This is a genomic window from Stenotrophomonas sp. YJH_SMC_19, assembly GCF_059367915.1.
In genome coordinates, this window is record NZ_JCAFRI010000027.1 from 1 (window position 1) to 26,150 (window position 26,150).

Genomic DNA, 26,150 nt, shown 5'->3' on the forward strand with positions numbered 1-26,150 from the left:
CGGGCGGTTCAGGGAGAATCCGGCGTGGGGACCCAAGCTACTTCTCGGTCGCAAGACCTGGATCCACACGGTCGCCCACGCCGGGCTCTCGGCACCCAAGGTGCCAGATTGGCAAGAGATAAGATCCACGCCATGCGTGGATGAATCTCCATCGAAATCGAATATCGCGAGAATTGAACAAGAAGCAGCCGACGAACAAAGAGCACCGAGCATGGGCTCGGCTCTACAACGGACCGCGCGGGAAACTGTCAGAGGCTGGGCGGTGCCGGAGTGCGGGGTGTCAGCCGCATGGATGCGGCTGCCAAGCCTCCATGGACGGATCTACGGCGTCCCCGCACTCCGGCACCGCCCAGCCAACCCACGGAACGCGCGCTGTTGCTGTTGCGTCTGATGTTGCCGGCCAGCGGCCGGCACTACCGCGGGTGCAGGGCGCAGCCCTGCCGATACCCCTACCGTACCGGGACGTCGTACGCGGTGCCGGGATCCGGTTCGGGCTGCAGGGTGTAGTGCCACCACTCCTGCGGATAGTTGACGAAGCCGTGGCGTGCCATCGCCTGCACCAGCTGCTGGCGGTTCGCCTGCTGCACAGTGCTCAGCCCGCTCGTCCGGGTATGCGCGCGCGGGCCAAAGAAATCGAAGTCGGTGCCCATGTCCAGCGGCGTGCAGGCGCCAGTGCGGCAATCCAGCAGGCCAAGATCAACCGTGGCGCCACGACTATGGCCAGAACGCTCGGCGATGTAGCCGTCGGCCAGCAGCCGTGGCTTGTCCAGGTCCGGGTACTGCTGTGCCTTGCGCGAGAGTTCGCGCGGATCGTTCACCCAGGCCATGAAGGCCTGCACCGAGCGCACCGGCCGGTAGCAGTCGTAGAGGCGCAGGCCAAATCCCTGCGCGCGCAGATCCTGTTCTACCTGCGCCAGCGCTTTCGCCACCGGCGCCAGCAGATAGCAGGACGGCGCCTCATAACCGGGCACGCGCGCGCCGGTGAAGTTGTTGGCATTGGCGTATCGGATGTCCATGTCGATGCCTGGCGACAACGTGCGGATCTCCACCAATCCGGCGCTGGCCGCATCAGTGGCCGGCGAAACGCGCGGTGGCTCAGCGGCGTTGGCGGTCGCCGCCAGGGCAGTCGCCAGTACGAGTGAAATGCAGGTCCTGGAAGTCATAGCTGAAGTCGATGTCCGGATCGATGGCGCGCAGGTCCAGTGTCGGCGCCGGGCCCTGGCCCGGCTGCAGCCACGCCTGCGCCTCGTCACCCAGCGTATCCCAGCGCAGCAGCCAGCGCCCCTGCAATTGCAGCACCGTGGCCTGCAGCCGGGGCGACTTGTCCACGCTGAAGCGCAGGCCATCCTTGCCCGGGCACAGCGAAGCCGGGCCCAGCCAGGGGTCGGAGTAGCGGCCCTGCCAATGCGGCAGGTCATTGCCGCGTGCCGGCGGTGCGGCGGTGGTCGCTGGCCGTTGATGGCTAGATGCTGCCTGCGTTGCCCGGTCAGCCTTCAGTTCGGCCAGGTACTCCATCGCAGGGCGCGCATCGTCTGGTGCGGTGAAGCGCTTCAGCGTGGCCTGCATCAGCGCCGTGCGTGCATCCTCGCCTTCGCCGTTGATCAGCATCACCACGCCGACCCTGCGGTCAGGAAGTAATGCCAGCGACGAGTACATGCCCGACAACGTGCCGGTATGCGCCACCTTCCACTGCCCGTCCATGTCCGACACCCGCCAGCCATATCCATAGCCGTAGAAATGCGCGTTGTCCCAGCGCCGCTGGCGTTCACCCAACGGCATCGGCATATGCAGGGTCCACAGCGTGCGCCGCTGCTCGCTGCCCAGCCAGTCCGGCACCAGCGCGGGATCGAGCAGCACCTGCATCCAGCGTGTCATGTCGCGCAGCGAACAACGGATGCCTCCCGCCGCCATCGAGGGTAGGTCCGGGCTGATCGCAGCATCGGCGTTCACCACCTCGTTGCGTTCACCACGCCAGGCATGCGGCTGTGCCACGTTGCCCACGTGTTTCACCGACCACGCACCCACCTGGCAGCGCCTCATGCCCAGTGGTTCGAACACCTGCTCGCGCATCAGCTGGTCATACGGCTTGCCACCCGCTGCCGCCGCCACCTCGCCGGCCACCACATACATCAGGTTGTCGTAGGCATAGTGGCTGCGGAAGCTGCTGACCGGTTTCAGGTGCGCCAGCCCCGCAATGATGTCGGCACGGGTGAACGCGTTCGGCTCCGGCCACAGCATCAGGTCACCGGCGCCCAGGCCAAGGCCACTGTTGTGGATCAGCAGGTCGCGCACCTGCATCTGCTCGCCCACCCACGCATCGTGCATGCGGAAGCCCGGCAGATGCCGCTGCACCGGATCATCCCAGCGCAGCTTGCCCTGCTGCACCAGCCGCGCCAGCAGCGCGGCGGTCATCGCCTTGCTGTTGGAGGCGATCTTGAACAGCGTGTCCTCGTCGATGCGGCCGCCATCGCCGCGCGCCCCCTCTGCATGGCGATGGACCACCTGTCCGTTCTCGACCACCGCCAACGCCAGCCCAGGCAGATGCTCGGCCCGGACCACGGTCGCGATGTCGGCCTCGATGGCTGCACTGTCGACCGACGAAGCGGACGGTGCGACCAGTGCCGCCGCGAGGATCAGCAAGTGGTGCATGCGGGCAGCCCCTCCATTGCCCGCGCCGTCACGGTGGACGGCGCGGATCGTGGCCTCAGAAGTTCCAGGTCACCACCAGCTGGGTGTAGCGCGGTGCCTGCCAGCGCGTACCGGTAGCGAACGTCGCCTCGCGATACTGGCCGGGCTGCGCCTCGTAGCGCTGGTGCACGTTGATGGTCTTCTGGTTGTTGAACAGGTTGTACACCGACAACCGGGCGCTGAGGTCGATGCCCTCCACCGGCAGGCGCCAGGTCACGTTGGCGCCCATGGTCCAGGTCCACGGCAGGCGACCAAACGCGCCGCGCGGGCTGTACTCGAACTGGCGCTGGTTGTACGGGCCCGAACAGTTGGCCACGCACAGCCAACCGGTGCCGCCACCACTGCCTTCACTGGACGTGCTGCCACCGGCGATGGAGTCGTTCGGCCACATCACGCCATAGGCGGTGATCGGGCCACCGGACTGCACCTGAAGCGTGGTGCCGAACGACCACTGCTTGTTCAGCGCATACGCGGCACGCAGCTTGAACTGATGGCGGAAATCGTTGAACAGAACACCATAGCGTTCATTGGTGGCCGGGTGGTCCCAGAACTGCACCATGCCGGTGTCGCCGTAGTTGGTATCGGAATTTACCGGGCCTTCGAAGTTGCCCTCGCTCTTCGACCACAGATAGGACGCGTTGAACATCCACTTCTCGTCCCACGCACGGTCGATCTGGAACTCCAGCGCCTTGTAGGTGCGCTTGGGCTTGGAGTAACCGATCACCTCGCCGCTGCCGCCCTTTCGATAGCCGCTGTTGGCGGTGTCGATGGTGATCCAGCCTTCGTTGGCGCAACCGATGCTCTTGTCGCCCCAGATCGTCAGGCTCTCGCCCGGGTTGGCGATCGGCCACAGCGTGCTGGGGGTCGGGCCGCACGGGGTGTAGTTGATGCGGATGTCATCCAGCGCGCGGGTCATGCGCCGGTAGGTGGCATTGACGCCCCACGACCAGGCCTGGTTGATCATGTTCTGGAAGCCCAGGATGTATTCGTCCTGGTAGACCGCCTTCAGGTCGCGGTCCACGCTCTGGCGCAGGTCGGCACCGCCGGTGTTCATGCGGGTGTCGGTCGGCCCGATCTGCTGGCCGACGATCGGTGCCATGTACGGCGAACCGGTCGGCGAGGTTTTCTGCTCCCAGCCGTTCAGCACGTAATAGCTGTATTCGTCGGTCAGGCCACCGGCGAAGTTCACGTTGATGTTGTTGGTGACCGGCAGGTAATAGCGGCCGGCGTTGCCGAACAGCTTGGTGCTGCCATCGCCGCGCATGTCCCACGAGAAGCCGACGCGTGGCGCGATCAGGTCGTCCATCTTGATGAACGCTTTGCCGGCAGCGGTGCGGTTCTCGAAGCGGTCCCAGCGCACGCCGAGGTTCAGCATCAGGTTCGGGGTGATGTTCCAGATGTCTTCCAGATAGAAGGCATTGGCCTCGGTCTCGAAGGTGCCGCCGGAGCGGCGGTTGCGAGCGCGCAGCATCTCGGTGACGCCAGCCGGTACGTAGGCGTTGGCGCCATCCCACACTTCATCGCCGGGGCGCGCCACGTAGGCGGTGTAGCTCAGCTCGGTCGGCCCTGGATAACGGGTGGACTGCTTGGTGGTCATCAGTTCGCGGTCGACACCGAAACGCAGCAGGTGATCACCGAGCTGCCATTCGAAATCCAGGCGCGCGACATCGCGGGTGTCATCGCGCTCGGCCACCGCCGCGCCGGTCGGGTGGCAGCCCGCGCGCAGCCCCTGCAGCTTGCCCAGCCGCGGGCCGTAGGTGCTGTCGGTGAACACCGGGCTGCAGGCCTGGTCCAGCGACGAGTTGGTGAAGGCACGCTGCTTGTTCTGGCCGACCATGGCGCGCGCGGTGAAATTCTGGCCGAAGTGGCCGGTGTAGGTGGCCGACCAGTTGCGGCCGCCGGTCTCGGTGACCGAGTCGCCACCCCAGGAACCGATCCGGTCCGCATTCCAGTTGTAGCCGTACGACGCGTTGGTGACATCGCCCTCGTCGGAGAACGCCAGCAGCGCCAGGCTGTGGTTGTCGTTGATGTTCCAGTCCAGCTTGGTGCCCCAGAAGCCGTTGCCGGAGTCGTTCTTGAACCAGGTACTGCCATCGGACGAGGTGTTGTGGCCCTTGTCGCTGCGGTCCTCGTACATCGCGAACAGGAACAGCTTGTCCTTGACGATCGGTCCCGAGCCCCAGACGTTGGTCTTCAGGAAGGAGTTGTTGTCGCGGCTTCCGTAGGAATGCGGGGTGCCGTCGCGGTGGAAATGATCGCCGCCACTGGCGCGCCACGCACTGGGCTCGGCGGTGACTTCAACGCCGCCTTCGAACTCGTTGCTGCCCGAACGGGTCACTGCATTGATCACGCCACCGGTGGAGCGGCCGAACTCGACCGAGTAGCCACCGGTCTTGACCTGGAATTCCTTGAAGAAGGCGAACGGCGCGGTGCTGAAGCCACGACGGGTATACATGTCGGTGACATTCAGGCCGTTGATGAAGACCGCATTCTCGGCCACCGATGAACCGGCGAACGACAGGCCTCCGAATGACGAGTTGCCGCCGACCACGCCCGGCGCCATCAGCGCGACCGCGGACAGGTCCTGCGCCACCGGCAGCCGCGAGATCTCCTGGCGGTTGATGTTGAACGAGGTTTCGGTGGAGTACACATCCACGCGGTTGACCACGCGGGTGCCGACCACCTGCAGTGCATCCAGGTTGGTGACACCGCCGCCGCTGCCCAGGTTGACCGTGGTGGTACCGCCGACGGCCACGCTCACCGATACCTGGTCGCCCAGCTTCTGGCCATCGCGGCTGAGCTGCAGCTGGTAGTCGCCCACCGGCAGCTGGCCGAGGCGGTAGCTGCCATCGGCGCCTACGGTGACGGTACGGGTCAGGCCGGTGCTGCTGCTGACCACGGTCACCTGGTCACCGGCGGTTGCACGGCCGGCGACTGCACCGCTCACGTTCTGTGCCATCGCGATGCCGGGCAGCACTACGCCCAGACACGCCCCGAGGGCGACGCACAACGCCGCCCGCTTGATGCTGTAAGCCTTCATCCCCTGCTCTCTCCTGCAAGAATTGAATGGTGTGGAATGCGATGTGTCGCGCTAGCGTTGCCTGGCTGGCAGTACCCGCCACTGGAAGTCGTAGCTCCATTGGTCGAAGTACAGGTTGCCGCCTGCCCACTCGGCCTCGCCGCGCTGCGAGTCGACCGTTTCCGAGCGGAAGTGCTGCTTGGCCGGCACGAAGGGCTGGCCGAAATCGTCGTTGAAAGCAATGCGGTAGCCGTCGAGGCCACCCAGATAGAAATCGCGCAGTGCCGGCACATCGCTGGCAAGCGCGCCGGTGGTCACGTCCATCGGCAGCCAGCCGTATGGCGCCAGGTAGACCTGTCCCCAGTCATGCAGGTTGTTGTAGCCGCTGCCGTCGCTGGAGAACACCATGCCCGACTGCCAGCGTGCAGGAATGCCGTTCATGCGCAGCAGCGCGATCAGCAGCAGGGTCTGCTGCCCGCAATCCGCATGGCCGGCGCGCAGCGCATGATCACTGATGTTGCTGAGCGTCGAGTATTCACGCGCACCGGCCCATGGAATGCGGTCCACGGCGGCAAACAGCTTGCGCACCACTTCATAGGGGCGCGTCTCGCCCTGCAGCACCTGCTCGGAGAACAGCTTCAGCGCCGGGGTGAAACGCACATGCGGCAGCTGCTCGGCCAGATAGGGCTTCAATGCGGGATCATTCGGGGTGGCCTGCACCTTCGCAGGATCGATCGCGGTGTGTCGCGCGAAGACCGTTACCGCATAGCGGATCTCGAACCGGGTCGGCTTGCCGGCTACGGCTTTGGCTTCCAGATAGGCGGTGCGCTGCAGGGTACTGGCCGGTGCCACCCGTGCCTTGCCCGGGGCGCTGCCCAGCCACTGCACCTGTTCCTGCTGGCCCGGGATCTCGCGCGGGTATGGAATCCAGGCGCGTACGGTTTCACCCGCCGGGACGGCATCGGCTTTCACCGTGAGCGACTGGGTGAACTCAATGCGCTGCGGCAATACGGACGCCTGGCCACTCTGTTCGGCTGCGGCAAGCACGCGCGCGTGGTGCGCGTTGAGCACTTCGTTCGGGCCCGGCGGTGACATCGGTGCATCCGCGCGGCGGCGTGCGCGTGCTTCGTCACTGAGCAGGAACAGGTTCGACGGTGCGCGCTTGAAATACCAACGCGTGCCATCGATATCCAGATGCTCGATCAGGCCGAGTTGATCCCAGCGCGCGAACTCCTCGTCGGTCAGGTCCGGAATCCAGCGGCGCACGGCCGCCTTGGCGGCGGTTTCGTCGAGGGAAAAATCCAGGCGGATGCGGCGCATGCGTTCTTCCTGGAACGCGATGTCGTCGAAACTGACGCCAGGCTCCGCCGCGTCGGCGGCCGACCAGGTGTTCAGTTCGCTGTGAGCTTCAAAGAACCGTCCCGCGTCGATCATCTGCACGACGCGCGCAAACTGGACGGCCGAGGGCGGCGGTTCCGCTCCCGCCGACCACACCCACAGCAGCAGCGCGGCACACAGGCCGGCAGCAGCAGGCAGACGCGGTTTGCGAACGGCAGGATCCACAGCGACACTTCCCCAGCGCGGGTGGTAACGGCTGTGTAACACGGGCCGGGATGCCGGTCAATAATTTATTCTTGCTTTCGATGCCAAAAGGAATAAATATTCCAACAGGCATTCGAGGAGGGTGTGCACCGCATGAGCCTGGCTTCCCGCGAACCGCACCGGCGTTGGCCGCGCCGGTTGACCCTGGCCCTGTGCCTGCTGGCCGCACCAGCCTTTGCACAGGCGGCACCACCGCCCGACCCGGGTGCGCCGCTGCCCTATGTGATCGGCCTGCACGAGGCCTACCTCACCCCGCAGTACTGGGCCGCGCGCCTGGACAACGCTGATGCGCCGATTCTGGATCGCACACAGATCGAGGCGCAGAACGCGCGGATGCGGGCGCAGGACAGCCATATCCAGGACATCGCCACACTGCCCGCCCAGCTTGATGCGGCGACGGTGCGTGCCAGCATCAGCGCGCTGTCCAGCTGGCCCACGCGTGCACTGTTCAACGAGACGGGCCAGGCCGTCGCCCCCGCGCTGCGCAGCGGCATCGAAGCCAACCTCGGCCTCGATGCGATTCCTGCCCAGGTGGCACCGGCCTATGGGCTGGTGGTGAAGCGCGCGGCACTGCGTACCTTCCCCACCCGCGAGCGCGTCTTCAGCACCGCCGGTGACACCGACATCGACCGCTTCCAGGAATCGGCGCTGTTCCCCGGCGACAAGGTCGCGGTGGTTCACCGCAGTGCCGACGGCCGCTGGCTGTTCGTGCACAGCGAGCGCTACAGCGCGTGGATCGAAGCCGACGCCATCGCCAGCGGCGACAAGGCCACAGTGCTCGGCTATGGCACGAAGGGCCCGTACCGCATTGTCACCGGCGCCACCGCGCAGACCGCCTACACCCCGGAGGAACCGCGCGTATCGCGCCTGCAGCTGGACATGGGCGTACGCCTGCCGGTGCTGGCCGACTGGCCTGCGTCAGAGCCGGTGAACGGCCAGCAGGCGCATGCCTCGTGGGTGGTGCAGTTGCCGGTGCGCGAGGCCGATGGGCGTCTGAAGCTCGTACCGGCGCTGCTGCCGCGCTCGCAGGACACCGCCGCCGACTACCTGCCACTGACCCCGCGCCTGCTGCTGCAGCAGGCCTTCAAGTTCCTGGGCGAGCGCTACGGCTGGGGCCATGACTACGACACCCGCGACTGCAGCGGGTTCGTCTCCGAGATCTACCGCAGCTTCGGCGTGCTGCTGCCGCGCAATACCAGTGCACAGGCGGTCAGCCCGGCACTGGATCGCCTGCCGTTCACCGACAAGGTCGGCAAGGCCGCGCGCGACCGTGCGGTCACCGAACTACAGGTCGGCGACCTGGTCTACATCCCCGGCCACGTGATGATGGCCATCGGCCACGTCGACGGCCGCACCTGGGTCATCCACGATACGGCGGGCGGCAGCTGGTTCGGTGCCGACGGCAGACGTGTGCAGGCCCATCTCAATGGTGTTTCGGTCACGCCGCTGGAGCCGATGATGGCCAGCGATACCGTCCGCTACATCGACCGCATCACCAACATCCAGCGCCTGCGGGCCAAGACCCCCTGAATGAAGATCACTGCCATCGAACTGGGCATGCTGCGCGTGCCGCTGAAGACGCCGTTCAAGACTGCCCTGCGCACGGTGGAAACCGTGGAAGACGTGGTCGTACTGATCCGCACCGACACCGGCCACACCGGCTACGGCGAAGCCCCCGCCACTGCAGTGATCACCGGTGATACGCACGGCTCGATCATCGAAGCGATCCGCCACTTCATCGCCCCGCGCCTGATCGGCCAGGACGTGGTCAACCTCAACCATCTGTGCACGCTGGTGCAGACCGCGATGGAGCGCAACACCAGCGCCAAGGCAGCGGTGGAGATCGCGCTGTACGACCTGTGGGCGCAGCTGCACGGTGCGCCGCTGTACCAGATGCTCGGTGGCGGCGACCCGGTGATCACCACCGACATCACCATCAGCGTGGACTACATCGACAAGATGGTCGCCGATTCGCTGTCGGCGATCGAACGCGGCTTCGAGTCGCTGAAGATCAAGGTCGGCAAGGACATCGGCCTGGACATCGAACGGGTCAAGGCGATCCATGCCGCCGTGGAAGGCCGCGCCCTGCTGCGCCTGGATGCCAACCAGGGCTGGACCGCCAAGCAGGCGGTGCATGCGATGCGTACGCTGGAAGAGGCCGGCGTGGTACTGGAGCTGCTGGAACAACCGGTGAAGGCGGCTGACATCAGCGGCCTGAAGTACGTCACCGATCGCGTCAACACGCCGGTGATGGCCGACGAAAGCGTGTTCAGTCCCAGCCAGGTGATGGACCTGATCCAGCAGCGCGCGGCCGACATCATCAACATCAAGCTGATGAAGACCGGCGGCCTGTCCAACGCGATCCGCATCGCCGACATCGCCGGCATCTACGGCGTGCCGTGCATGATCGGCTGCATGATCGAGTCGAGCATCAGCGTGGCCGCCGCCGTGCACCTGGCCGTGGCCAAGAGTGATGTGATCACCAAGGTTGACCTCGACGGTCCCTCGCTGGGCCAGTTCGACCCGGTCAGCGGCGGCGTGCATTTCAACGAATCGGAGATCAGCATCAGCGACGTGCCGGGGCTGGGCATTACTGAGGTGCGTGGGCTGGAGATGCTGGGGTGATTTCTGCCTTGCGGCTGACGTTGCGTGCCACTGACGCTGGGTCGCGCGTTACTTTTCTTTTCGCGAAAAGAAAAGTAACCAAAAGAAACGCTCCGCCGGCCGCGAGCCGACGTGCTGCGCACGTCGGTGCCCTGCGCTCCTCGGTCCGCCGGGGGGCGGCGCGGAACTCGCTGCGCTCAGACACCCGCGCCTCTTCGCCCTCGCCGGACCTGCGGTGCTCGGCTCGCTTGAAGGCGGACTCAACGTCAAAGGCAACAACTGCACTCCGTAACCTCTTCGCGGCTGGAACCCGCCCGACCCATTCCATGGCACGCTCTACGCTGCCAACCGCAACGCGCCTACACATGCCCGGACACCCCGCATGCCGCCCCTGCTGAAGATCCGTTCCGAGCGCGGGCAGATGTCGGCCATCGAGCGCCGCATCGCCGACTTCATCCTCGACAACGCCCACCTGCTGCGCGACTACTCGTCCCAGCAACTGGCCAGTGCGCTCGGCATCAGCCAGTCCAGCGTGGTGAAGTTCAGCCAGAAGCTTGGCTTCAAGGGCTACCCGGACCTGAAGTACTCGATCGGCCAGGACGTGGCTCGCGCCGGTGTCGATCCACAACAGGCCCCCAGCGAACCCGACAGTGGCGATGACTACCTGCGCCTGGGCGACGCCCTTCGCCGCAGCAAGGCGCAGGCTGAGGAGGAAACCCGCCAGGCCAACCCACGCGAGGAAATCGAGCGCATCGTGCAGCTGCTCGACGGCGCTCCCAAGCTGTTCGTGTACGGCCTGGGTGACGACGGCCTGTATGCCCGCGAGTTCGCCATGCGGCTGTCGCTGCTCGGCCTGCTGGTGGTGCCGCATACCGACCCGATCCTGATGCTGGCCAACCTGTCGGCCGCGCGCCCCGGTGATGCGCTGCTGGTGTTCTCCGAATTCGGCAACCTGCCTCAGCTTTCGCAGCTGTCGCGCCAGTTCCAGGACATGGGTGGCAAGGTGATTTCCATCACCCGCCATACCGCCAACCCGCTGCGCGCGCATGCTGACGCAGCGCTGGTGGTGTGCGCGCACGAGCGCACGCCGCAGGTCGCGCAGCTGCTGTACCGTAGCGCCATGCACGCCCTGCTCGACTTCCTGTTCGTGCTGCTCTGCCACACCAATCCGGACCGCCAGCAGCAGCTGGCGGTGAACCTGGAGCGGATCGACCACCTGCTGGATTCCTGACCGGAGCACCTGTTGATGAAATCGATGGTCCGTCTCGCTACCGCTGCACTGCTGCTTGCCGCGGCGGTATCCGTCCACGCTGCGCCGCTGCAGGGTGCGCGCCAGCTGATCGTGGTCACCAGCGAAAGCTGGGACAGCACACAGGGCCAGCTGCAGGCCTATGTGCGTGATGGCAAGGGCTGGCATGCACATGGAGAGGCGTTCCCGGTGGCACTGGGCCGCACGGGCAGCGCCTGGGGCCTGGGCCTGCACCCGGCGCAGGCCGATGGCCCGCAGAAGCAGGAAGGCGATGGCCGCAGCCCGGCAGGCGTGTTCGCGCTCGGCAGCGCGTTCGGCTATGCCGTCACCCGCCCCGGCACCGCCATGCCCTACCAGCCGATGCTCGACAGCAGCTACTGCATGGATGTGCCGGCGTCGCCGTTCTATAACCGCATCGTCGACGCGAAGAAGGTCGGCAAGGCAGCTGTGGAAGGCTCCACCGAGCCGATGCGGCTGGATCTGCACAACAAGGGCGACGTGCGTTACCAGGAGGGCTTCGTGATCGCCCACAACCCGGACAACCAGCCCGGCAAGGGCAGCTGCATCTTCGCCCATCTGTGGCGCCAACCCGGTGAGGCCACGGCCGGCTGCACCGCCATGCCGCAGGCCCGCATGCAGGCCCTGCTGGACTGGTTGCGGCCGCAGGATGCGCCGCGCTTCGTGCTGCTGCCGCGCGCCGAGTACACGCGCCTTCAGGCCCAGTGGCAACTGCCCGCACTGCGTGGAGACGCCCGTTGAGCGCGCAGGACGAACCGCAGCTGCAGCGCGCGGTCAGCCGCTGGCAGATCGTCGGCCTGTCGATCAACGATGTGATCGGCAGCGGCATCTACCTGCTGCCGGCCGCCACCGTCGCCCTGCTCGGCCCCTTCAGCCTGTGGGGCGTGGTCGCCGCCGGCATCGTGGTCGCCCTGCTGGTGCTGTGCTACGCGCAGGCCGCCAGCTACTTCGACGAGCCCGGTGGCAGCTACCTGTATGCACGCGAGGCGTTCGGGCGCTTCGCCGGGTTCGAGATCGGCTGGATGATCTGGCTGACCCGCATCAGCTCGGCGGCCGCACTCAGCAACGCGCTGGCCGATGCCGTCGCGCGTTTCTGGCCGTGGGCCGGTGCCGGCATGGGGCGCATCGCGGTGATCGTGGTGTCGCTGGGCTTCCTGACCGGCGTCAACATCATCGGCGTGCGCTCGGCCGCGCGTACCGGCGTGGTGCTGGTGATCGGCAAGATGTTGCCGCTGCTGCTGTTCGTGGCCATCGGCGCGTTCTACATCGACCCGCAGCTGGCCTTCTCCGGCCAGCGCCCCGACCCGCACGACCTGCAGCGCATGGGCGAAGCTGCCCTGCTGCTGCTGTACGCCTACGCCGGCTTCGAGAACATCCCGGCCGCCGCCGGCGAGTACCGTAATCCGCGTCGCGATATTCCGTTCGCGCTGATCACCATGATCATCACCGTCACCGTCATCTACGGCGCGGTGCAGGTGGTGGCACAGGGCACGCTGGCCGGCCTGGCCAGCTCGGCCACGCCGCTGGCCGATGCCGCTGCCGGCTTCGGCGGCGAAGCACTGGCGCTGATCCTCACCGTAGGCGCGACCATCTCCATCCTCGGCACCAACAGCAACACGATGATGATGGGCCCGCGCTTCCTGTTCGCACTGGCCCGCGATGGCTATGGGCCGAAGATCCTGGCGCAGGTGCATCCGCGCTTCCACACGCCGGCCGCGTCGATCCTGTGCCAAGGCCTGATCGCGCTGGGCCTGGCCCTGTCCGGTTCGTTCGTGCAGCTGGCCCTGCTGTCGATGACCACGCGCCTGTTCGCCTACATCGGAACGGCCGCTGCGGTACTGGTGCTGGCCAAGCGCTATGCGGACCGGCCGGGCGCACTGAAACTGCCGGGTGGCCCGCTGATTCCGGTACTCGCGCTGCTGCTGTGCCTGGCGCTGTTCGCCAGTGCCAGCTGGCAGAACATCGCTGCTGCGCTGGTGGCGTTCGCCATCGGCGCGGTGATCTACAAGCTGCCGCGAAAAGATGCCGACGCCGGATGACCGATAGCGCCGGGCCATGCCCGGCGGATTGATCTGGTGATCACGCTGCCAGACCGGGCCGTTAACCGCCACGCAGGCAGGATCAGGCTTCGTCCACAACGGAGCCTTCCATGACCGAGTACCAGATCCCCGGCCGCGTACCGGACGACAGCACGCCGCGCGATGCGGTCAGCAACTACTGGCGCGAACGCTACACCGCCGAACCGTACTACGACGACCAGCTGTTCTTCGAGGACTATGAACCGGCCTACCGCATCGGCCATGCCGCGCGTGCGCAGGACATGATCCGCGCCTACGAACAGGTCGAAGCTGAACTGGAGTCGCGCTGGGCCAGCGAGCGTGGCCGCAGCCGGCTGGAATGGGCGCAGGCACGCAATGCCGTGCGCCGTGGCTGGGAGGACGCGCAGCAGGCGGATCCGTTGTTGAAGCGATAGCGCCACGCTTTTGTCGGGCCGAGCCTACGCTCGGCTCGACTCAACAAACGCCGCAGGACAGCCGAGCATGGGCCCGGCTCTACACATTCACTCCTGTTCCGGCAGCGGCGGCGCGACCGCGCTGCGCTTGCTCTCACCGCCACCGGCGGCGATCAGGTCGCGGGTGTTCTTCTGCACCGCCACCGCGCCGAACAGCGACAGTGCATACGCCATGCCGTAGAAGCCCTTCTCGCTCGGTGCCAGCGTGGCATTCCACAGGCCAACCAGCAGCAGCATCAACGCCGACAGCAGTGCGAACCAGCACAGCGCGTAGTACAGGCCACTCACCGGAATGCCCTCGACGCGGTCACGCACGCTCTTCTGCAGCGACACCGCCGCGAACAGGCCGAACAGCAGCAGGGTCAGGTAGTAGCCCTTTTCGTTGAGCGCCATCGTGGCGTTGAACAGACCGATCAGGTAGGCCGCCGCACCCAGCAGCAGGGCCACCCATGAGGCAGCGATGAAGGCGGTGGAGGGCTTGTGGGGCATGGCAGTGTTCATTGCAGATCCTTGGCAGGCAGACGGGCACGCTTTGCCCGGGCGTGCCCACCCTAGACGATCCCGCCGCGCTCGCACAGGGGTCGCAGGACCTTCGGGCCACGACGCTCACGACGCCAGTGGTATACAAGGGACAGCCCGGCCATCCGCATCCCCGCCCTGGAGATACCCATGACCCGCACGCCCCTGCTGCTCGCCCTCGGCCTGGTGCCGATCCTTGCCACCTCCGCCTGCAATGCCGCCGACCCGGCCGCCAACGGCGCCCAGACTGCGGCGCCCGCAGCCTCCACCACTGCCGACCAGCGCCCGTTCACCGCCACCGAAATCAGCCGGTTCGACCAGCCGTGGGCGATGACCTTCCTGCCGGACGGCAGCCTGCTGGTCACTGAAAAGCGCGGCAAGCTGCAGCACCTGGACCTGGCCAGCGGCCAGAAGCATGAGATCACCGGCGTTCCGAAGGTCGCTTACGGCGGCCAGGGCGGCTTCGGTGACGTGATCCTGCACCCGCAATTCGCGAGCAACCACGTGATCTATCTCAGCTATGCCGAGGAAGGCACGCTGGACACCCGCGGCGCTGCCGTGGCCCGTGCCACGCTGGCGCTGGATGCCAACGGTGCCGGCCAGCTGAAGGACCTGAAGGTGATCTGGCGACAGAGCCCGAAGGTGAGTGGTGAAGGCCACTACGGCCATCGCCTTGCTTTCGGCCCGGACGGCAAGCTGTGGATCAGCTCCAGCGAGCGCCAGAAGTTCGATCCGGCGCAGGACATGGGCGGCAACCTCGGCAAGATCATCCGCCTCAACGATGATGGCAGCCTGCCCGCCGACAACCCGTTCGCCTCGCAGGGCGGCGTGGCCGCGCAGGTGTGGTCACTGGGCCACCGCAACATCCTCGGCATGGCCTTCGATGCCAACGGCAAGCTGTGGGCACACGAGATGGGCCCGGCCGGCGGTGACGAACTGAACCTGATCGTGCGCGGCGCCAACTACGGCTACCCGATCGTTTCCAATGGTGACCATTACGACGGCCGGCCGATTCCCGACCACGACACGCGCCCGGAATTCGCCGCGCCGAAGGTGACCTGGACGCCGGTGATCTCGCCGGCCGGCTTCGTGATCTACAGCGGCAACCTGTTCCCGCAGTGGAAGGGCAGCGGCTTCATCGGCGGCCTGTCCTCCACCTCGCTGGTGCGCGTGGCCTTCGACGGCGACAGCGCGCGCGAAGCCGAACGCTTCAACATGGGCGAGCGCATCCGCGAAGTGGAACAGGGCCCGGATGGCGCCCTGTGGCTGCTGGAAGACGGCAGCAAGGCGCGCCTGCTGAAGCTCACCCCGAGCACCTGAGGTAGTGCCGGGCGCTGGCCGGCACGTTTGTCCGCAACGGCCCCGCACGCGGGGCCGTCTGCGTTCATTGGATGGTGATGACCTTCACCTCGGTCTTCGTGCAGGCCTGGTCCAGGCACTGCCCGTTCAACCACACCTGGCCGCTGCCGATCATCACGCCCTGCTGGTTGACGAACACCTTGCCGAAATCCTGCTCGGACACCGCCTTGACCACCGCCGGGGTGATGATCTTCTCGTAGTTGCGCTGGAACTCACCGGGGCCGGTGATCTTCTTTCCGCCACCGACGTTCAATGGAAAGCGCACTTCCTCGACCACCGCAGCGCGATCGCCGCCGACCACGGCGGCCTTGAACGCATTGAAGACCTTCTCGAACTGCGCCGCATCGCCAAGCAGCGTTTCGATGCGCGCGCGTGCGTCTTCGGCGGGCGCTTCCGCTGCGGGCGCGGCCGGTGCCGAAGCAGCGGGTTCAGTGGCAGACGCCGCAGGCGTTGCCGGGGCGCTGGCCTCCATCGGCGGCGGTGCATCCGCCGCAGGCTCGGCCGGCGGTGCCGCCGGCTGCGAACAGGCGGCCAGCATCAGGGCGGGAATCAGACAAGCCATCCGGCGCATGCGCGCACTCCATCGAAACAGGGAGCCCGATGGTAGCGCCGCCGCGGTGAGGACAACAAAAAGGGGACGGAGGGGATTAAGTCGTTAGTGCCACAAACGACTTAATCCCCACCGTCCCCTTTTTTCTTCGATCAGGACTTCAGCAGCTCGAACTGCACGGCTTCGCCGGCCGCCGAGGACGCGCAGACCCACAGGTCGAAGTGGCCCGGTTCGGCACGCAGCACGCCGTCGCGGCCGGTGAAGGCCAGTTGCTCGCGGGTGAGGGTGAACACCACGTCGGTCGACTCGCCTGGCTGCAGTGCCACCTTGCGGAAGTCCTTCAGTTCACGCACCGGACGCACGCGGCTGGCCACGCGGTCGTGGATGTACAGCTGCACCACTTCCTCGCCGGCCACGTCGCCGCTGTTGGTCAGCGTGGTGGTGATGGTCAGGGTGTCGTCCCAGCCGAGCTGCGCCGCACTCAGCTGCGGCACGCCGTAGGCGAAGGTGGTGTAGCCGATGCCGTGGCCGAACGGGTACAGCGGCTCGTTCGGGATCTCGCGCCAGCGAGCCTTGAACTCCGACATGGTCGGCAGTTCCGGGCGGCCGGTGCGCGGGTGGTTGTAGAAGTACGGCTGCTGGCCGGACACCTGCGGGAAGCTGACCGGCAGGCGGCCGGACGGGCTGTAGTCGCCGAACAGCACATCAGCCACGGCATGGCCGGTCTGCGTGCCCAGGTACCAGGTGACCGCCACCGCGTGCGCGTTGCGCACCGCGCCCTGCAATGCCAGCGCACGGCCGTTGCGCAGCAGCACCACCAGCGGCTTGCCGGTCATCGCCACCGCCTCGGCCAGTGCCTGCTGTGCCGGCGGCAGGGTGATCTCCACGCGCGACTGCGCTTCACCGCTGTAGCGCTGCGGTTCGCCCAGCGCCAGCACCACCACGTCGGCGCGCAGCGCGGCAGCCACCGCTGCTTCGGTGCCGCCCGGAATGGCAGTTTCCAGTTCGCAGCCCGGCACGATCTCCAGCAGCGCTTCATCGCCGATGGCGGCGCGCACGCCGGTTTCCAGGTCCACGTAACGCTGCTTGTCGCCGAACAGGGTCCAGCAGCCTTCAATGTTCTCGCGGTCCTGCACGAACGGGCCGATCAGCGCGATCTTCTGCCCGGTCTTCTGCAGCGGCAGCACGTTGTCACGGTTGTTCAGCAGCACGATCGAACGGCGCGCGGCATCGCGCGACAGTTCGTCATGCGCGGCGAGGTACGAGGTATCGGCTTCGCGCGCCGGGTCCAGCGAACGGTACGGGTCGTCGAACAGGCCGATGGTTTCCTTCAGCCACAGGATGCGGCGCACGCCCTCATCCAGCACCGCCATCGGCACCTCGCCGCTCTCGACCAGGCCCGGCAGGTGCTCGGCGTAGAAGCCGCTCTGCATGCTCAGGTCCAGGCCGGCGGTGAACGCCTTGGCGGTGGCATCGCGGTCGTCGGCGGCATAGCCGTGCGCGACCAGTTCCATATCGGCGGTGTAGTCGGAGATCACCACGCCCGGGAACTTCCATTCACCGCGCAGGATGTCGGTCAGCAGTTCGGCGTTGGCACTGGCCGGCACGCCGTTGATGTCGTTGAACGAGGACATCACGGTGATCGCGCCGGCGTCGAAGGCGGCCTTGAACGGCGGCAGGTGCACGTCGCGCAGGGTCTGCGGCGAGATGTCCACCATGTTGTATTCCATGCCGGCCATCACCGCGCCATAGGCGGCGAAGTGCTTCGGCGTGGCCAGCAGCGAATCGGCGGCGCGCAGGTCGCTGCCCTGGAAGCCGCGCACGCGGGCGGCGGCAAAGGCACAGCCCAGCACCACGTCCTCACCGGCACCTTCGGCGCCACGGCCCCAGCGCTGGTCGCGGGCGATGTCCACGGCCGGGGCATAGGTCCAGTGCAGGCCAGCGGCCGTGGCCTCGATGGCGGTGGCGCGCGCGGTGCGCTCGGCCAGCGCCGGCTCGAAGCTGGCGGCCTCGCCCAGCGGAATCGGGAACACGGTGCGCATGCCGTGGATGACGTCGGCCGCCAGGATCACCGGGATGCCCAGGCGGCTCTCTTCGGTGGCGACCTGCTGGATCCGGCGGCCCAGTTCGGCGCCCACACCATTGAACAGCGAGCCGACCTTGCCCTCGCGCACCTGCTGCAGCACCTGGTCGGCATTGCGCACGTTGGCTTCCGGGTTCACGTCCGGGGCGAACGGGCGGACCATGTCCGCGAAGACACCCAGCTGGCCGACCTTTTCCTCGACGGTCATCTGGGCAATGAGGGATTCGATGCGATCGGAGGCCACCGGCAGTCCTTGATGAAAACGTTTACAAGCCCGGCATTCTAGCGATCCCGGGCGATTTGGCGAGGGGTTTGTTCATTCAGTTTCAGCCACCAGCGGGGTCCGTATGGCCCCGCCGGGGGCACCGCAGCTTACTCCGAGCCGGCCAGCTGGCGCTGCCCGGCCATCAACATGGCGTCGCTGGAGGCCTGGAACACCCGCAGGCCGAAGGCCGGCAGGATCGCCAGCAGGTGGTCGAAGATGTCTGACTGCACCGCCTCGTACTCGGCCCAGGCGGTGCTGCGGGTGAAGCAGTACAGCTCCAGCGGCAGGCCTTCGGTGGTCGGCTGCAGCTGACGGACCAGCAGGGTCATGTCGGTATGGATGCCCGGGTGGCTGCGCAGGTAGCGCTCCACATAGGCCCGGAAGGTACCCAGGTTGGTCACCCGGCGGCTGTTGACCTCGGCCACGCCCTGCTCGCGCAGGCGCCCGTTCCACTGCCCCAGCTCCTGCTCCTTGGCCTGCAGGTAGTCGCGCAGCAGCGCGAATTCACCGAGGAAGGCCAGGTCGCCCTCATCCAGGAAGCCGACGCTGTGCTGGTCCAGGTACAGCGCGCGCTTGATCCGGCGCCCACCCGCCTCCTGCATGCCGCGCCAGTTCTTGAACGACTCGGTCACCAGCTTCTTGGTCGGGATGGTGGTGATGGTCTTGTCGAAGTTCTGCACGGTGATGGTGTGCAGGGCGATGTCGATCACATCGCCATCGGCGTTCTGGCTGGGCATCTCGATCCAGTCACCGATGCGCACGCGACCATCGCCACTGATCTGTACGCTGGCCACCAGCGACAGGATGGTGTCCTGGAAGATCAGCATCAGCACTGCGGTGGCGGCGCCGAGACCGGTGACCAGATAGCGGAGGTCGACGCCGGCCAGGGTGGCAACGATCGACAGGCCGGCGATCACGAAGATGACGATCTTGGCGACCTGCAGGTACCCCTTGATCGGCTTGTTGCGTGCCTCGGGGCGGCGCTCGTAGAGATCATTGGCCGCATCCAGCGCATGCGAGATGGCCAGCACCACGGTCAGGATCGCCCACGCCTGGCAGGCGCCGATGATGAAGCTCACCAGCCCCGGCGGCAGGTCCGGCACGATGCGGATGCCCGAGGCGATCACCTGGCTGGGCACCACATTGGACAGACGCGAGATCACCCGCATCAGGTGGCTGCCGCGGCCGGTATCAGCGCCCGGCAGGCGGCTGAGCAGGCGTCGCAGCCCGCGCAGCAGGATGCGCTTGGTCACCCAGTTGGCCAGGCCAGCGGCGATCAGCAGCGCCGAGATCATCAACGCCAGGTAGGCGCCAGGATAGGGTTCCAGTGTGTTCTGCAGCCGTTCCAGCCACTGTACCGCCACCACCGCGTCCACCATCGGTTGTCTCCTGTCTGTTTCGTTGTTGCCAAGGTTGCCGGCCAGCGGCCGGCACTACCGGGGTTGCTGGCCAATGGCCGGCACGACCGGGTCAGTCCCGCGTGCGTTCGATGATCACGCCCACCGCGCGCGCGCCGCGCACCGCGCCCGGCTTGCTCAGCTTCAGGCGCAGCCACTTCACGTCGAACTCGTCCAGCACGATCTGCGCGCAACGCTCGGCCAGGGTCTCGACCAGGCCGAACTCCGACTCGCGCACGAACTGTTCCAGGCGCTTGCTCACCGCCTTGTAGTTCAGGGTGTGGGCGATGTCATCGGTGGCTGCGGGGCGGCGGTTGTCGAAGCCCATTTCCAGGTCGAACACCAGGTCCTGGCGGATCCGCCGCTCCCAATCGTAGATGCCGATCAGGGCGTCGATCGTCAGCCCCTCGATGAAAACCTTGTCCATTGCGGTTACCAGCCGAATACAGACGGCCATGGTACCGGCACGGCGGTGAGCCTGCCCGGAACGGGCGGCGGGCCAACGGCGTAGGGCGGTCCGGAAAAAACAAAGGGCCCTGCTAGCGGGGCCCTTTGGTACCTCTCAACGTCCCCGGGGGGAGCTGGAATCCAGCCGCGAGTCCCGGAGCACACGATGCAGATCGTGACGTTCATTTCCTCTACGGTCCAGAGTCAATCACGACATACTGGAGGAAGCCCAAGGCGATACAGGAATTTTGCTGCCTGACACGGCGGCATTGCCCGATATCACGCCTGCGGCAACCAGCGCAGGCTAGTGATCCGCCATGTGGTCCCGTATTTGATGAGAGAGCAACGAATCCTGCAGGCAGCGCTGTCACGCCCACGGTGGGCGACGTACAAACGCATTGCATACCGGCACTGTTTGGACGCCGCCTCACTTTACGTATGGAACATGCAGATGTGCGGCGCGCTGCTATCTCCCCTGCACGTCTGTGAAATCGTAATCCGCAATGCGGTGGCCGCGGCGCTGGCGCATACCTTCGGGCCGCGCTGGCCCTGGCATCCTGCACTGCTGCAGCGGATGCCAGCAGATGGCGCGTTGTCGGCCTTGCAGGATATCCATAGACAGGCAGATCCTCGGATGGACACTCCGGAGATCATCGCCAGTCTTCGTTTCGCTTTCTGGCAGCAGCTTTTCACGCGGCGCTTCGAGGGAGCCATCTGGGCGCGGGGCTTGAAGATTGCGTTGCCGAACGCGCCACAGGATGCTCTCAGCGTGGTCCGCAGGAACATCCATGCTGACCTCGACCGCATCCGCCACCTGCGCAACCGCATCGCCCATCACGAGCCCATCCTCGAGCGCGACATCGGCGCCGACCTGGCCGCGATCGGGCGGCTGATCCATGCCCGCTGCCCGCACACGCTGGGCTGGCTGCAGCGCCATGAGCGGGCGACAACCGTGCTGGCGGCGTCGCCGTTGGCAGCGCATCGGTAATGCGTCCGCCGGCCGTGGCCCGACGCTACCGGTTCACACCGCCGGCAGGGTCGCCATGTCCCAGCGCGGGGTCACATCCACCTTCGGCGGGCTGTGCTGGCCGGCCTGCAGGCGCAGCGCGCCGGCGAAGGCAATCATCGCCCCGTTGTCGGTGCACAGTGCCGGCCGCGGGAAGCAGGCGCGGCCGCCGAGGCGCTCGGCCATCTGCTGCAGGCGGGCGCGCAGGCGCTTGTTGGCGCCGACGCCGCCGGCCACCACGATCACGTTGGTCCCCGCCGCTTCCAGCGCGCGCTCGCACTTGATCGACAGGGTCTCGACCACCGCATCTTCAAAGCCCCGGGCGATGTCGGCACGGGTCTGCTCGCTCTGGTCGCTGTCGCGCCAGGCCATCAGGACCTGGGTCTTCAGGCCGGAGAAGCTGAAATCCAGCCCCGGGCGGTCGGTCATCGGCCGCGCGAAGCGGTACGCGCCCGGCGTGCCCTGCTCGGCCAGCCTGGCCAGCTGCGGGCCGCCCGGGTACGGCAGCCCCATCAGCTTGGCAGTCTTGTCGAAGGCCTCGCCGGCCGCATCATCCAGGGTTTCGCCCAGCAGGCGGTACTGGCCAATCGCATCCACCGCCACCAGCTGGGTATGGCCACCGGACACCAGCAGTGCCACGAACGGCGCTTCCGGCGGGTCGTCTTCCATCAGCGGGGCCAGCAGGTGGCCTTCCATATGGTGTACGCCCACGGCTGGTACCTCCAGCGCCCAGGCCAGCGAACGCGCCACGCCCGCGCCCACCAGCAGCGCGCCGACCAGGCCGGGACCGGCCGTATAAGCCACGCCATCGATATCGCCTACCCCCAGACCGGCTTCGGCCAGGGTCTGGCGCACCAGCGGCAGCAGCTTGCGGACGTGGTCGCGGCTGGCCAGCTCTGGCACCACACCCCCGTATTCGGCGTGCAGGGCGATCTGGCTGTAGACCGCATGGGCGCGCAGGGCCGCGCTGCCGGACAGGCCGGTGTCATACACCGCCACGCCGGTCTCATCACAGGAAGATTCGATGCCAAGGACTCGCATGCCTGCTATTATGACGCCCCTGCCGCCCCCTCGGGGGATGTGCAGATCTCACTGCTTTCGAACTTCCGGCCCGTATTCAGGGTTGGCCGCTTGCAGTTTGTCTATTCGCCGCTATAATGTGCGGCTCGCCGGGCGTGACCCGGTTCTACTGTGTCCCGGAGATTCCATGCCCAGCGTCAAAGTCCGCGAGAACGAGCCCTTCGAGTTTGCTCTTCGCCGCTTCAAGCGCACTTGCGAAAAGGCCGGTGTGCTGGCCGAAACCCGCAAGCGCGAGTTCTACGAAAAGCCGACCCAGGAGCGCAAGCGCAAGGCCGCCGCTGCTGTGAAGCGTCAGCTGCGCCGCTCGTCGCGCGACGTCACCAAGCGTCAGCGCCTGTACTGATCGGACGCATCTTCATTGCGGCGGGCCTGCCTGTCGCGATGGAGCCGAAGCCGGCACGCGCGAGCGTCGCCGGCTTTTTGCGTTTCCGGGTTCGGGCATCCGCCCCCGCCCCACCTACCACCACGAGGTTCCTCATGAGCATGAAGCAGCAGCTCACCGAAGACATGAAGGCCGCCATGAAGGCGGGCGAGAAGCACAAGCTGGGCGTGATCCGCCTGATCAATGCCGCCATCAAGCAGCGCGAAGTGGACGAGCGCATCGAACTGGACGACACCGCCGTGATCGCCGTGCTCGACAAGATGGTCAAGCAGCGCAAGGACTCGGTCAGCCAGTACGAAGCCGCCAACCGCGAAGACCTGGCCGAGATCGAGCGCGCCGAGATCGTGGTCATCGAAGCCTACCTGCCGGCCAAGATGGGCGAAGCCGAGATCGTGGCCGCCATCCAGGCCGCCATCGCCGAAACCGGCGCCTCCGGCCCGGCCGACATGGGCAAGCTGATGGGCGCACTGAAGCCCAAGCTCGCCGGCCAGGCCGACATGGGCCTGGTCTCCAAGCTGGTCAAGCAGCTGCTGGCGTAATCCAGCACTTGCGGTCGGATCCCTTCCGCGACACGGAAGGGCTCTGACCCCATTGATGCACCCGCTTCACCGCACCTTCGTCGGTCGCCTGCTACAACCGCACACATGGTTGAACCCGAGCCCAACGTTCCCGTGTCACTGCGCAAGTACATCAAGCGCCTGCAGGACAGCTTCCCGATGGCGGTGGCCAAGCGCTTCGTCGACGTCGACGTGCTGACCCAGGCAGCTTCCGTCTCCTTCTACGCCCTGCTGTCGATGGCACCGTTGCTGGTGCTGCTGCTGTGGCTGACCGCCTCGCTGTACCCACCGGCCCAGCAGGCACTGATCGACCAGATCAGCTCGGTGGCCGGCAGCAGCGCGGCCACCGTGGCCGAAACCGTTCTGAAGAACGCCGACAACCAGCCGGATGTCGGCTCGCTGGCGGGTGTGTGGAGCACGCTGCTGCTGTTCGTCGGCGCCACCGCCGTGTTCGCCCAGCTGCAGAACGCACTGAACCTGATCTTCCGCACCAGCGGCGAGCGCCTGGAAGGCCTCAAGGCCTGGCTGCGCAAGCGCGTGTTCTCGTTCGGCGTGGTGCTGGCGCTGGGCTTCCTGCTGATCCTGTCGATGACCGCCACCACGGTGCTGCAGGTGGCCTTCGCGCAACTGCCCTCGATCCTGCCCGCGCTGGGGTACGTCACGAGCCTGCTGCTGTACGCAGTCGGCTTCGCCTTCATGTACCACTACCTGCCCGACCGTCGCGTGGCGTGGCGCCAGGCCTTCATCGGCGGCGTCATCACCTCGGCACTGTTCGCACTGGGCCGGTACGGCATCGGCGTCTACATCGCCACCGTGGCCCCCGGCAGTGCCTACGGTTCGATGGGCGCGCTGGTGATCTCGCTGGTCTGGATCTACTACGCCACCGTCGTGTTCTTCGTTGGTGCCCTGATGACGGCGGTGATCGATGAGCGCCTGCGCGCGCGTCATCACCTGGCCGCAGCCGGCATTGATCCGGCAACCGCCAGCCAGGTGCCCGACAGGGGGTAAACTAGGCCGACCGCCCCCGGTTCCGTCGCGTGGTCCTGCACCGCGCCCTGCCCTGTTGCCCATGGCCCGTATCCCCGACGCTTTCATCGACGACCTGCTCGCCCGCACCGACATCGTCGAGGTGGTGGGCAGCCGCGTGCCGTTGAAGCGCCAGGGCAAGGAGTACGCCGCCCGCTGCCCGTTCCATGACGAGCGCTCGGCGTCGTTCACGGTCTCGCCCACCAAGCAGTTCTATCACTGCTTCGGCTGCGGCGCGCACGGCACCGCGATCAGCTTCCTGATGAACTACGACCGCCTCGAGTTCCTCGACGCGGTGGATGAGCTGGCCAAGCGCGCGGGCATGGAAGTACCGCGCAACGAGAACCCGCGCAGCCCCCAGCAGCAGGACGACAGCCGCGAGCTGTATTCGGCACTGGATGCCGCCACCCGGTTCTTCCAGAAGAACCTGGAAAGCAGCGACAAGGCACGCAGTTACCTCGATGGGCGTGGCGTGGACGAAGAGAACCGCGCGCGCTTCCAGATCGGCTACGCCCCGGACGGGTACAGCGGCCTGCGCGATGCGCTGGGCAAGGACGAGCGGCGCATGAAGCTGCTCGACCGTGCCGGCCTGTTCTCCAAGAACGATCGCGGCCATGTCTACGACAAGTTCCGCGACCGGGTGATGTTCCCGATCTTCGATCGTCGCGGCCGGGTGATCGCCTTCGGCGGCCGCGTGTTCGAGAAGGACGACGGCCCCAAGTACCTCAACTCGCCCGAAACCGCGCTGTTCCACAAGGGCCGCGAACTGTACGGCCTGTGGCAGGTGCGCCAGGCCAACCAGAAGATCGAGCGGCTGATCGTGGTCGAGGGCTACATGGACGTGGTCTCGCTGTTCCAGTTCGGCGTCACCCAGGCGGTGGCAACGCTGGGTACCGCGACCACGCCGGACCATGCCGAGCTGCTGTTCCGCAACGCACCGGACGTGTTCTTCTGCTTCGACGGCGACGCCGCCGGCCGCCGCGCCGGCTGGAAGGCGCTGGAGTCGGTGCTGCCGCGCATGAAGGATGGCCGCCAGGCCTTCTTCCTGTTCCTGCCCGATGGCGAAGACCCGGACACCATCGTGCGCAAGGAAGGCGCCGAAGCGTTCAACGAGCGCCTGAAGCAGGCTACGCCGCTGTCGCAATTCTTCTTCGACGAACTGACCCGCGAGATCAACCTGGGCACGCTGGACGGCAAGGCACGCCTGGCCGAACGCGCCAAGCCGATGCTGGCGCAGATTCCCGACGGCGCCTTCGGCGACCTGATGAAGCAGCAGCTGGCGCAGCTGACCGGGCTCGGCGGCAACGCCCAGGCTGCACGCACGCCGATGCCGCAACGCCAGCCGCAGCGGACGATCCAGCCCGTGGCCAAGCGCAGCCTGGTGCGCGGCGCGATCGCCGTGCTGCTGCAGCAGCCGTCGCTGGCGCTGACGCTGGGCGGCAAGCACCACTTCCAGGGCCTGCGCCTGCCCGGCGTGGAACTGCTGCTGGAGCTGCTGGGGCTGGTCGAACAGCGCCCGGACATCAGCACCGGCGCCCTGCTGGAACACTTCGACGGGCGCGAGGAACAGGCCTCGCTGCATACCCTGGCCGCACAGACGCTGCCCGGCACCGAGGCCAGCTGGACCCAGGAACTGCACGACGCCGTGGCACAGCTGGAGAAACAGCTGCTGGTGCAACGTCTGGAGGAGTTGTTGGCAAAGCAGCGCCAGCAGGGCCTGGACGATACTGACAAGTACGAACTGCGCGAGCTGCTGAAGGCGCGCGCCGGACTGCGCCTGTAGCGGC

The 26,150-nt window shown here is 66.8% G+C and carries 22 protein-coding genes; 12 read left to right on the forward strand and 10 right to left on the reverse strand.

Going from position 1 to position 26,150, the window contains the following annotated elements:
- Positions 1-449 precede the first annotated feature (449 nt).
- Genes AC5P5R_RS19875 through AC5P5R_RS19890 form a run of 4 tightly spaced genes read right to left on the reverse strand, consistent with a single transcriptional unit; the run spans position 450 to position 7,270 of the window.
- Positions 450-1,163, reverse strand: coding sequence for a M15 family metallopeptidase (locus AC5P5R_RS19875; RefSeq protein WP_049440784.1), 714 nt, complete (start codon positions 1,161-1,163; stop codon positions 450-452).
- The gene (locus AC5P5R_RS19880; protein WP_164281698.1) at positions 1,096-2,649 is read right to left on the reverse strand and encodes a serine hydrolase domain-containing protein; all 1,554 of its coding nucleotides are present in this window, start codon (positions 2,647-2,649) and stop codon (positions 1,096-1,098) included. The genes AC5P5R_RS19875 and AC5P5R_RS19880 overlap by 68 nt, the downstream gene beginning before the upstream one ends.
- Positions 2,650-2,704: 55 nt before the next feature.
- Positions 2,705-5,728 (reverse strand): TonB-dependent receptor, encoded by a 3,024-nt coding sequence (locus tag AC5P5R_RS19885; RefSeq protein ID WP_012478953.1) that lies wholly within the window; start codon positions 5,726-5,728, stop codon positions 2,705-2,707.
- A gap of 51 nt (positions 5,729-5,779) precedes the next feature.
- Positions 5,780-7,270 (reverse strand): transglutaminase-like domain-containing protein, encoded by a 1,491-nt coding sequence (locus AC5P5R_RS19890; RefSeq protein WP_044569427.1) that lies wholly within the window; start codon positions 7,268-7,270, stop codon positions 5,780-5,782.
- A gap of 132 nt (positions 7,271-7,402) precedes the next feature.
- Here AC5P5R_RS19890 and AC5P5R_RS19895 point away from each other — a divergent pair, with 132 nt between their 5' ends.
- From AC5P5R_RS19895 to AC5P5R_RS19920, 6 genes are all read left to right on the forward strand, one after another.
- The gene (locus AC5P5R_RS19895; protein ID WP_172986193.1) at positions 7,403-8,839 is read left to right on the forward strand and encodes a C40 family peptidase; all 1,437 of its coding nucleotides are present in this window, start codon (positions 7,403-7,405) and stop codon (positions 8,837-8,839) included.
- Positions 8,840-9,934, forward strand: coding sequence for a dipeptide epimerase (locus AC5P5R_RS19900; RefSeq protein WP_012478950.1), 1,095 nt, complete (start codon positions 8,840-8,842; stop codon positions 9,932-9,934).
- A gap of 361 nt (positions 9,935-10,295) precedes the next feature.
- Positions 10,296-11,144 carry a MurR/RpiR family transcriptional regulator gene (locus AC5P5R_RS19905; RefSeq protein ID WP_100438297.1) on the forward strand — a complete coding sequence of 283 codons (849 nt, stop codon included), beginning with the start codon at positions 10,296-10,298 and terminating at the stop codon, positions 11,142-11,144.
- Positions 11,145-11,159: 15 nt separating this feature from the next.
- A complete protein-coding gene (locus tag AC5P5R_RS19910; RefSeq protein WP_100438296.1) occupies positions 11,160-11,921 on the forward strand; it encodes a L,D-transpeptidase family protein in 762 nt (253 codons plus the stop codon).
- The gene (locus AC5P5R_RS19915) at positions 11,918-13,219 is read left to right on the forward strand and encodes an APC family permease (protein WP_005407814.1); all 1,302 of its coding nucleotides are present in this window, start codon (positions 11,918-11,920) and stop codon (positions 13,217-13,219) included. The genes AC5P5R_RS19910 and AC5P5R_RS19915 overlap by 4 nt, the downstream gene beginning before the upstream one ends.
- A gap of 110 nt (positions 13,220-13,329) precedes the next feature.
- Complete coding sequence (locus AC5P5R_RS19920; RefSeq protein ID WP_005412038.1) at positions 13,330-13,653, forward strand: hypothetical protein; 324 nt, start codon at positions 13,330-13,332, stop codon at positions 13,651-13,653.
- Positions 13,654-13,740: 87 nt separating this feature from the next.
- Here the strand turns inward: AC5P5R_RS19920 and yiaA are convergent, their stop codons facing one another.
- Positions 13,741-14,193 carry an inner membrane protein YiaA gene (gene yiaA / locus AC5P5R_RS19925; RefSeq protein WP_012478947.1) on the reverse strand — a complete coding sequence of 151 codons (453 nt, stop codon included), beginning with the start codon at positions 14,191-14,193 and terminating at the stop codon, positions 13,741-13,743.
- Positions 14,194-14,361: 168 nt separating this feature from the next.
- On the opposite strand from yiaA, the gene AC5P5R_RS19930 reads away from it, so the two are divergent.
- Positions 14,362-15,531, forward strand: coding sequence for a PQQ-dependent sugar dehydrogenase (locus AC5P5R_RS19930; protein WP_049433370.1), 1,170 nt, complete (start codon positions 14,362-14,364; stop codon positions 15,529-15,531).
- Positions 15,532-15,595: 64 nt separating this feature from the next.
- Here the strand turns inward: AC5P5R_RS19930 and AC5P5R_RS19935 are convergent, their stop codons facing one another.
- From AC5P5R_RS19935 to folB, 4 genes are all read right to left on the reverse strand, one after another.
- Positions 15,596-16,141: a hypothetical protein gene (locus AC5P5R_RS19935; protein ID WP_005407810.1), complete on the reverse strand. Its 546-nt coding sequence runs from the start codon at positions 16,139-16,141 to the stop codon at positions 15,596-15,598.
- Positions 16,142-16,272: 131 nt separating this feature from the next.
- On the reverse strand, positions 16,273-18,447 hold the full coding sequence (locus AC5P5R_RS19940; protein ID WP_100438295.1) for a glycoside hydrolase family 3 N-terminal domain-containing protein: 2,175 nt from the start codon (positions 18,445-18,447) through the stop codon (positions 16,273-16,275).
- Positions 18,448-18,575: 128 nt separating this feature from the next.
- Entirely contained in the window at positions 18,576-19,847 is a 1,272-nt protein-coding gene (locus AC5P5R_RS19945) for a mechanosensitive ion channel family protein (protein ID WP_100438294.1), read from the reverse strand.
- A gap of 91 nt (positions 19,848-19,938) precedes the next feature.
- Complete coding sequence (folB, locus tag AC5P5R_RS19950) at positions 19,939-20,292, reverse strand: dihydroneopterin aldolase (protein ID WP_005407807.1); 354 nt, start codon at positions 20,290-20,292, stop codon at positions 19,939-19,941.
- A 354-nt stretch (positions 20,293-20,646) separates the two neighbouring features.
- Here folB and AC5P5R_RS19955 point away from each other — a divergent pair, with 354 nt between their 5' ends.
- Positions 20,647-21,300, forward strand: coding sequence for a hypothetical protein (locus AC5P5R_RS19955; RefSeq protein WP_100438293.1), 654 nt, complete (start codon positions 20,647-20,649; stop codon positions 21,298-21,300).
- 33 nt (positions 21,301-21,333) lie between these two features.
- On the opposite strand, the gene tsaD is transcribed toward AC5P5R_RS19955, so the two are convergent.
- Positions 21,334-22,359 carry a tRNA (adenosine(37)-N6)-threonylcarbamoyltransferase complex transferase subunit TsaD gene (tsaD, locus tag AC5P5R_RS19960; protein WP_032966370.1) on the reverse strand — a complete coding sequence of 342 codons (1,026 nt, stop codon included), beginning with the start codon at positions 22,357-22,359 and terminating at the stop codon, positions 21,334-21,336.
- Positions 22,360-22,525: 166 nt separating this feature from the next.
- Between tsaD and rpsU the strand changes: the two genes are divergently transcribed.
- The 4 genes from rpsU (at position 22,526) to dnaG (ending at position 26,146) form a co-directional block, all read left to right on the forward strand.
- The gene (gene rpsU, locus AC5P5R_RS19965) at positions 22,526-22,741 is read left to right on the forward strand and encodes a 30S ribosomal protein S21 (RefSeq protein ID WP_002808376.1); all 216 of its coding nucleotides are present in this window, start codon (positions 22,526-22,528) and stop codon (positions 22,739-22,741) included.
- 134 nt (positions 22,742-22,875) lie between these two features.
- Positions 22,876-23,319, forward strand: coding sequence for a GatB/YqeY domain-containing protein (locus tag AC5P5R_RS19970; protein ID WP_005412032.1), 444 nt, complete (start codon positions 22,876-22,878; stop codon positions 23,317-23,319).
- Between the two features lie 105 nt (positions 23,320-23,424).
- Entirely contained in the window at positions 23,425-24,345 is a 921-nt protein-coding gene (locus AC5P5R_RS19975; protein ID WP_012478940.1) for a YihY/virulence factor BrkB family protein, read from the forward strand.
- A gap of 61 nt (positions 24,346-24,406) precedes the next feature.
- Positions 24,407-26,146: a DNA primase gene (gene dnaG / locus AC5P5R_RS19980; protein WP_100438292.1), complete on the forward strand. Its 1,740-nt coding sequence runs from the start codon at positions 24,407-24,409 to the stop codon at positions 26,144-26,146.
- Positions 26,147-26,150 lie beyond the last annotated feature (4 nt).

What these genes read in the sequence shown, in the direction of transcription:
- AC5P5R_RS19875 (WP_049440784.1), bottom strand. Translation starts at nt 1,163, where the DNA reads ATGACTTCCAGGACCTGCATTTCACTCGTACTGGCGACTGCCCTGGCG.
- AC5P5R_RS19880 (WP_164281698.1), bottom strand. Translation starts at nt 2,649, where the DNA reads ATGCACCACTTGCTGATCCTCGCGGCGGCACTGGTCGCACCGTCCGCT.
- AC5P5R_RS19885 (WP_012478953.1), bottom strand. Translation starts at nt 5,728, where the DNA reads ATGAAGGCTTACAGCATCAAGCGGGCGGCGTTGTGCGTCGCCCTCGGG.
- AC5P5R_RS19895 (WP_172986193.1), top strand. Translation starts at nt 7,403, where the DNA reads ATGAGCCTGGCTTCCCGCGAACCGCACCGGCGTTGGCCGCGCCGGTTG.
- AC5P5R_RS19900 (WP_012478950.1), top strand. Translation starts at nt 8,840, where the DNA reads ATGAAGATCACTGCCATCGAACTGGGCATGCTGCGCGTGCCGCTGAAG.
- AC5P5R_RS19905 (WP_100438297.1), top strand. Translation starts at nt 10,296, where the DNA reads ATGCCGCCCCTGCTGAAGATCCGTTCCGAGCGCGGGCAGATGTCGGCC.
- AC5P5R_RS19910 (WP_100438296.1), top strand. Translation starts at nt 11,160, where the DNA reads ATGAAATCGATGGTCCGTCTCGCTACCGCTGCACTGCTGCTTGCCGCG.
- AC5P5R_RS19920 (WP_005412038.1), top strand. Translation starts at nt 13,330, where the DNA reads ATGACCGAGTACCAGATCCCCGGCCGCGTACCGGACGACAGCACGCCG.
- yiaA (WP_012478947.1), bottom strand. Translation starts at nt 14,193, where the DNA reads ATGAACACTGCCATGCCCCACAAGCCCTCCACCGCCTTCATCGCTGCC.
- AC5P5R_RS19930 (WP_049433370.1), top strand. Translation starts at nt 14,362, where the DNA reads ATGACCCGCACGCCCCTGCTGCTCGCCCTCGGCCTGGTGCCGATCCTT.
- AC5P5R_RS19935 (WP_005407810.1), bottom strand. Translation starts at nt 16,141, where the DNA reads ATGCGCCGGATGGCTTGTCTGATTCCCGCCCTGATGCTGGCCGCCTGT.
- AC5P5R_RS19945 (WP_100438294.1), bottom strand. Translation starts at nt 19,847, where the DNA reads ATGGTGGACGCGGTGGTGGCGGTACAGTGGCTGGAACGGCTGCAGAAC.
- folB (WP_005407807.1), bottom strand. Translation starts at nt 20,292, where the DNA reads ATGGACAAGGTTTTCATCGAGGGGCTGACGATCGACGCCCTGATCGGC.
- AC5P5R_RS19955 (WP_100438293.1), top strand. Translation starts at nt 20,647, where the DNA reads ATGAGAGAGCAACGAATCCTGCAGGCAGCGCTGTCACGCCCACGGTGG.
- tsaD (WP_032966370.1), bottom strand. Translation starts at nt 22,359, where the DNA reads ATGCGAGTCCTTGGCATCGAATCTTCCTGTGATGAGACCGGCGTGGCG.
- rpsU (WP_002808376.1), top strand. Translation starts at nt 22,526, where the DNA reads ATGCCCAGCGTCAAAGTCCGCGAGAACGAGCCCTTCGAGTTTGCTCTT.
- AC5P5R_RS19970 (WP_005412032.1), top strand. Translation starts at nt 22,876, where the DNA reads ATGAGCATGAAGCAGCAGCTCACCGAAGACATGAAGGCCGCCATGAAG.
- AC5P5R_RS19975 (WP_012478940.1), top strand. Translation starts at nt 23,425, where the DNA reads ATGGTTGAACCCGAGCCCAACGTTCCCGTGTCACTGCGCAAGTACATC.
- dnaG (WP_100438292.1), top strand. Translation starts at nt 24,407, where the DNA reads ATGGCCCGTATCCCCGACGCTTTCATCGACGACCTGCTCGCCCGCACC.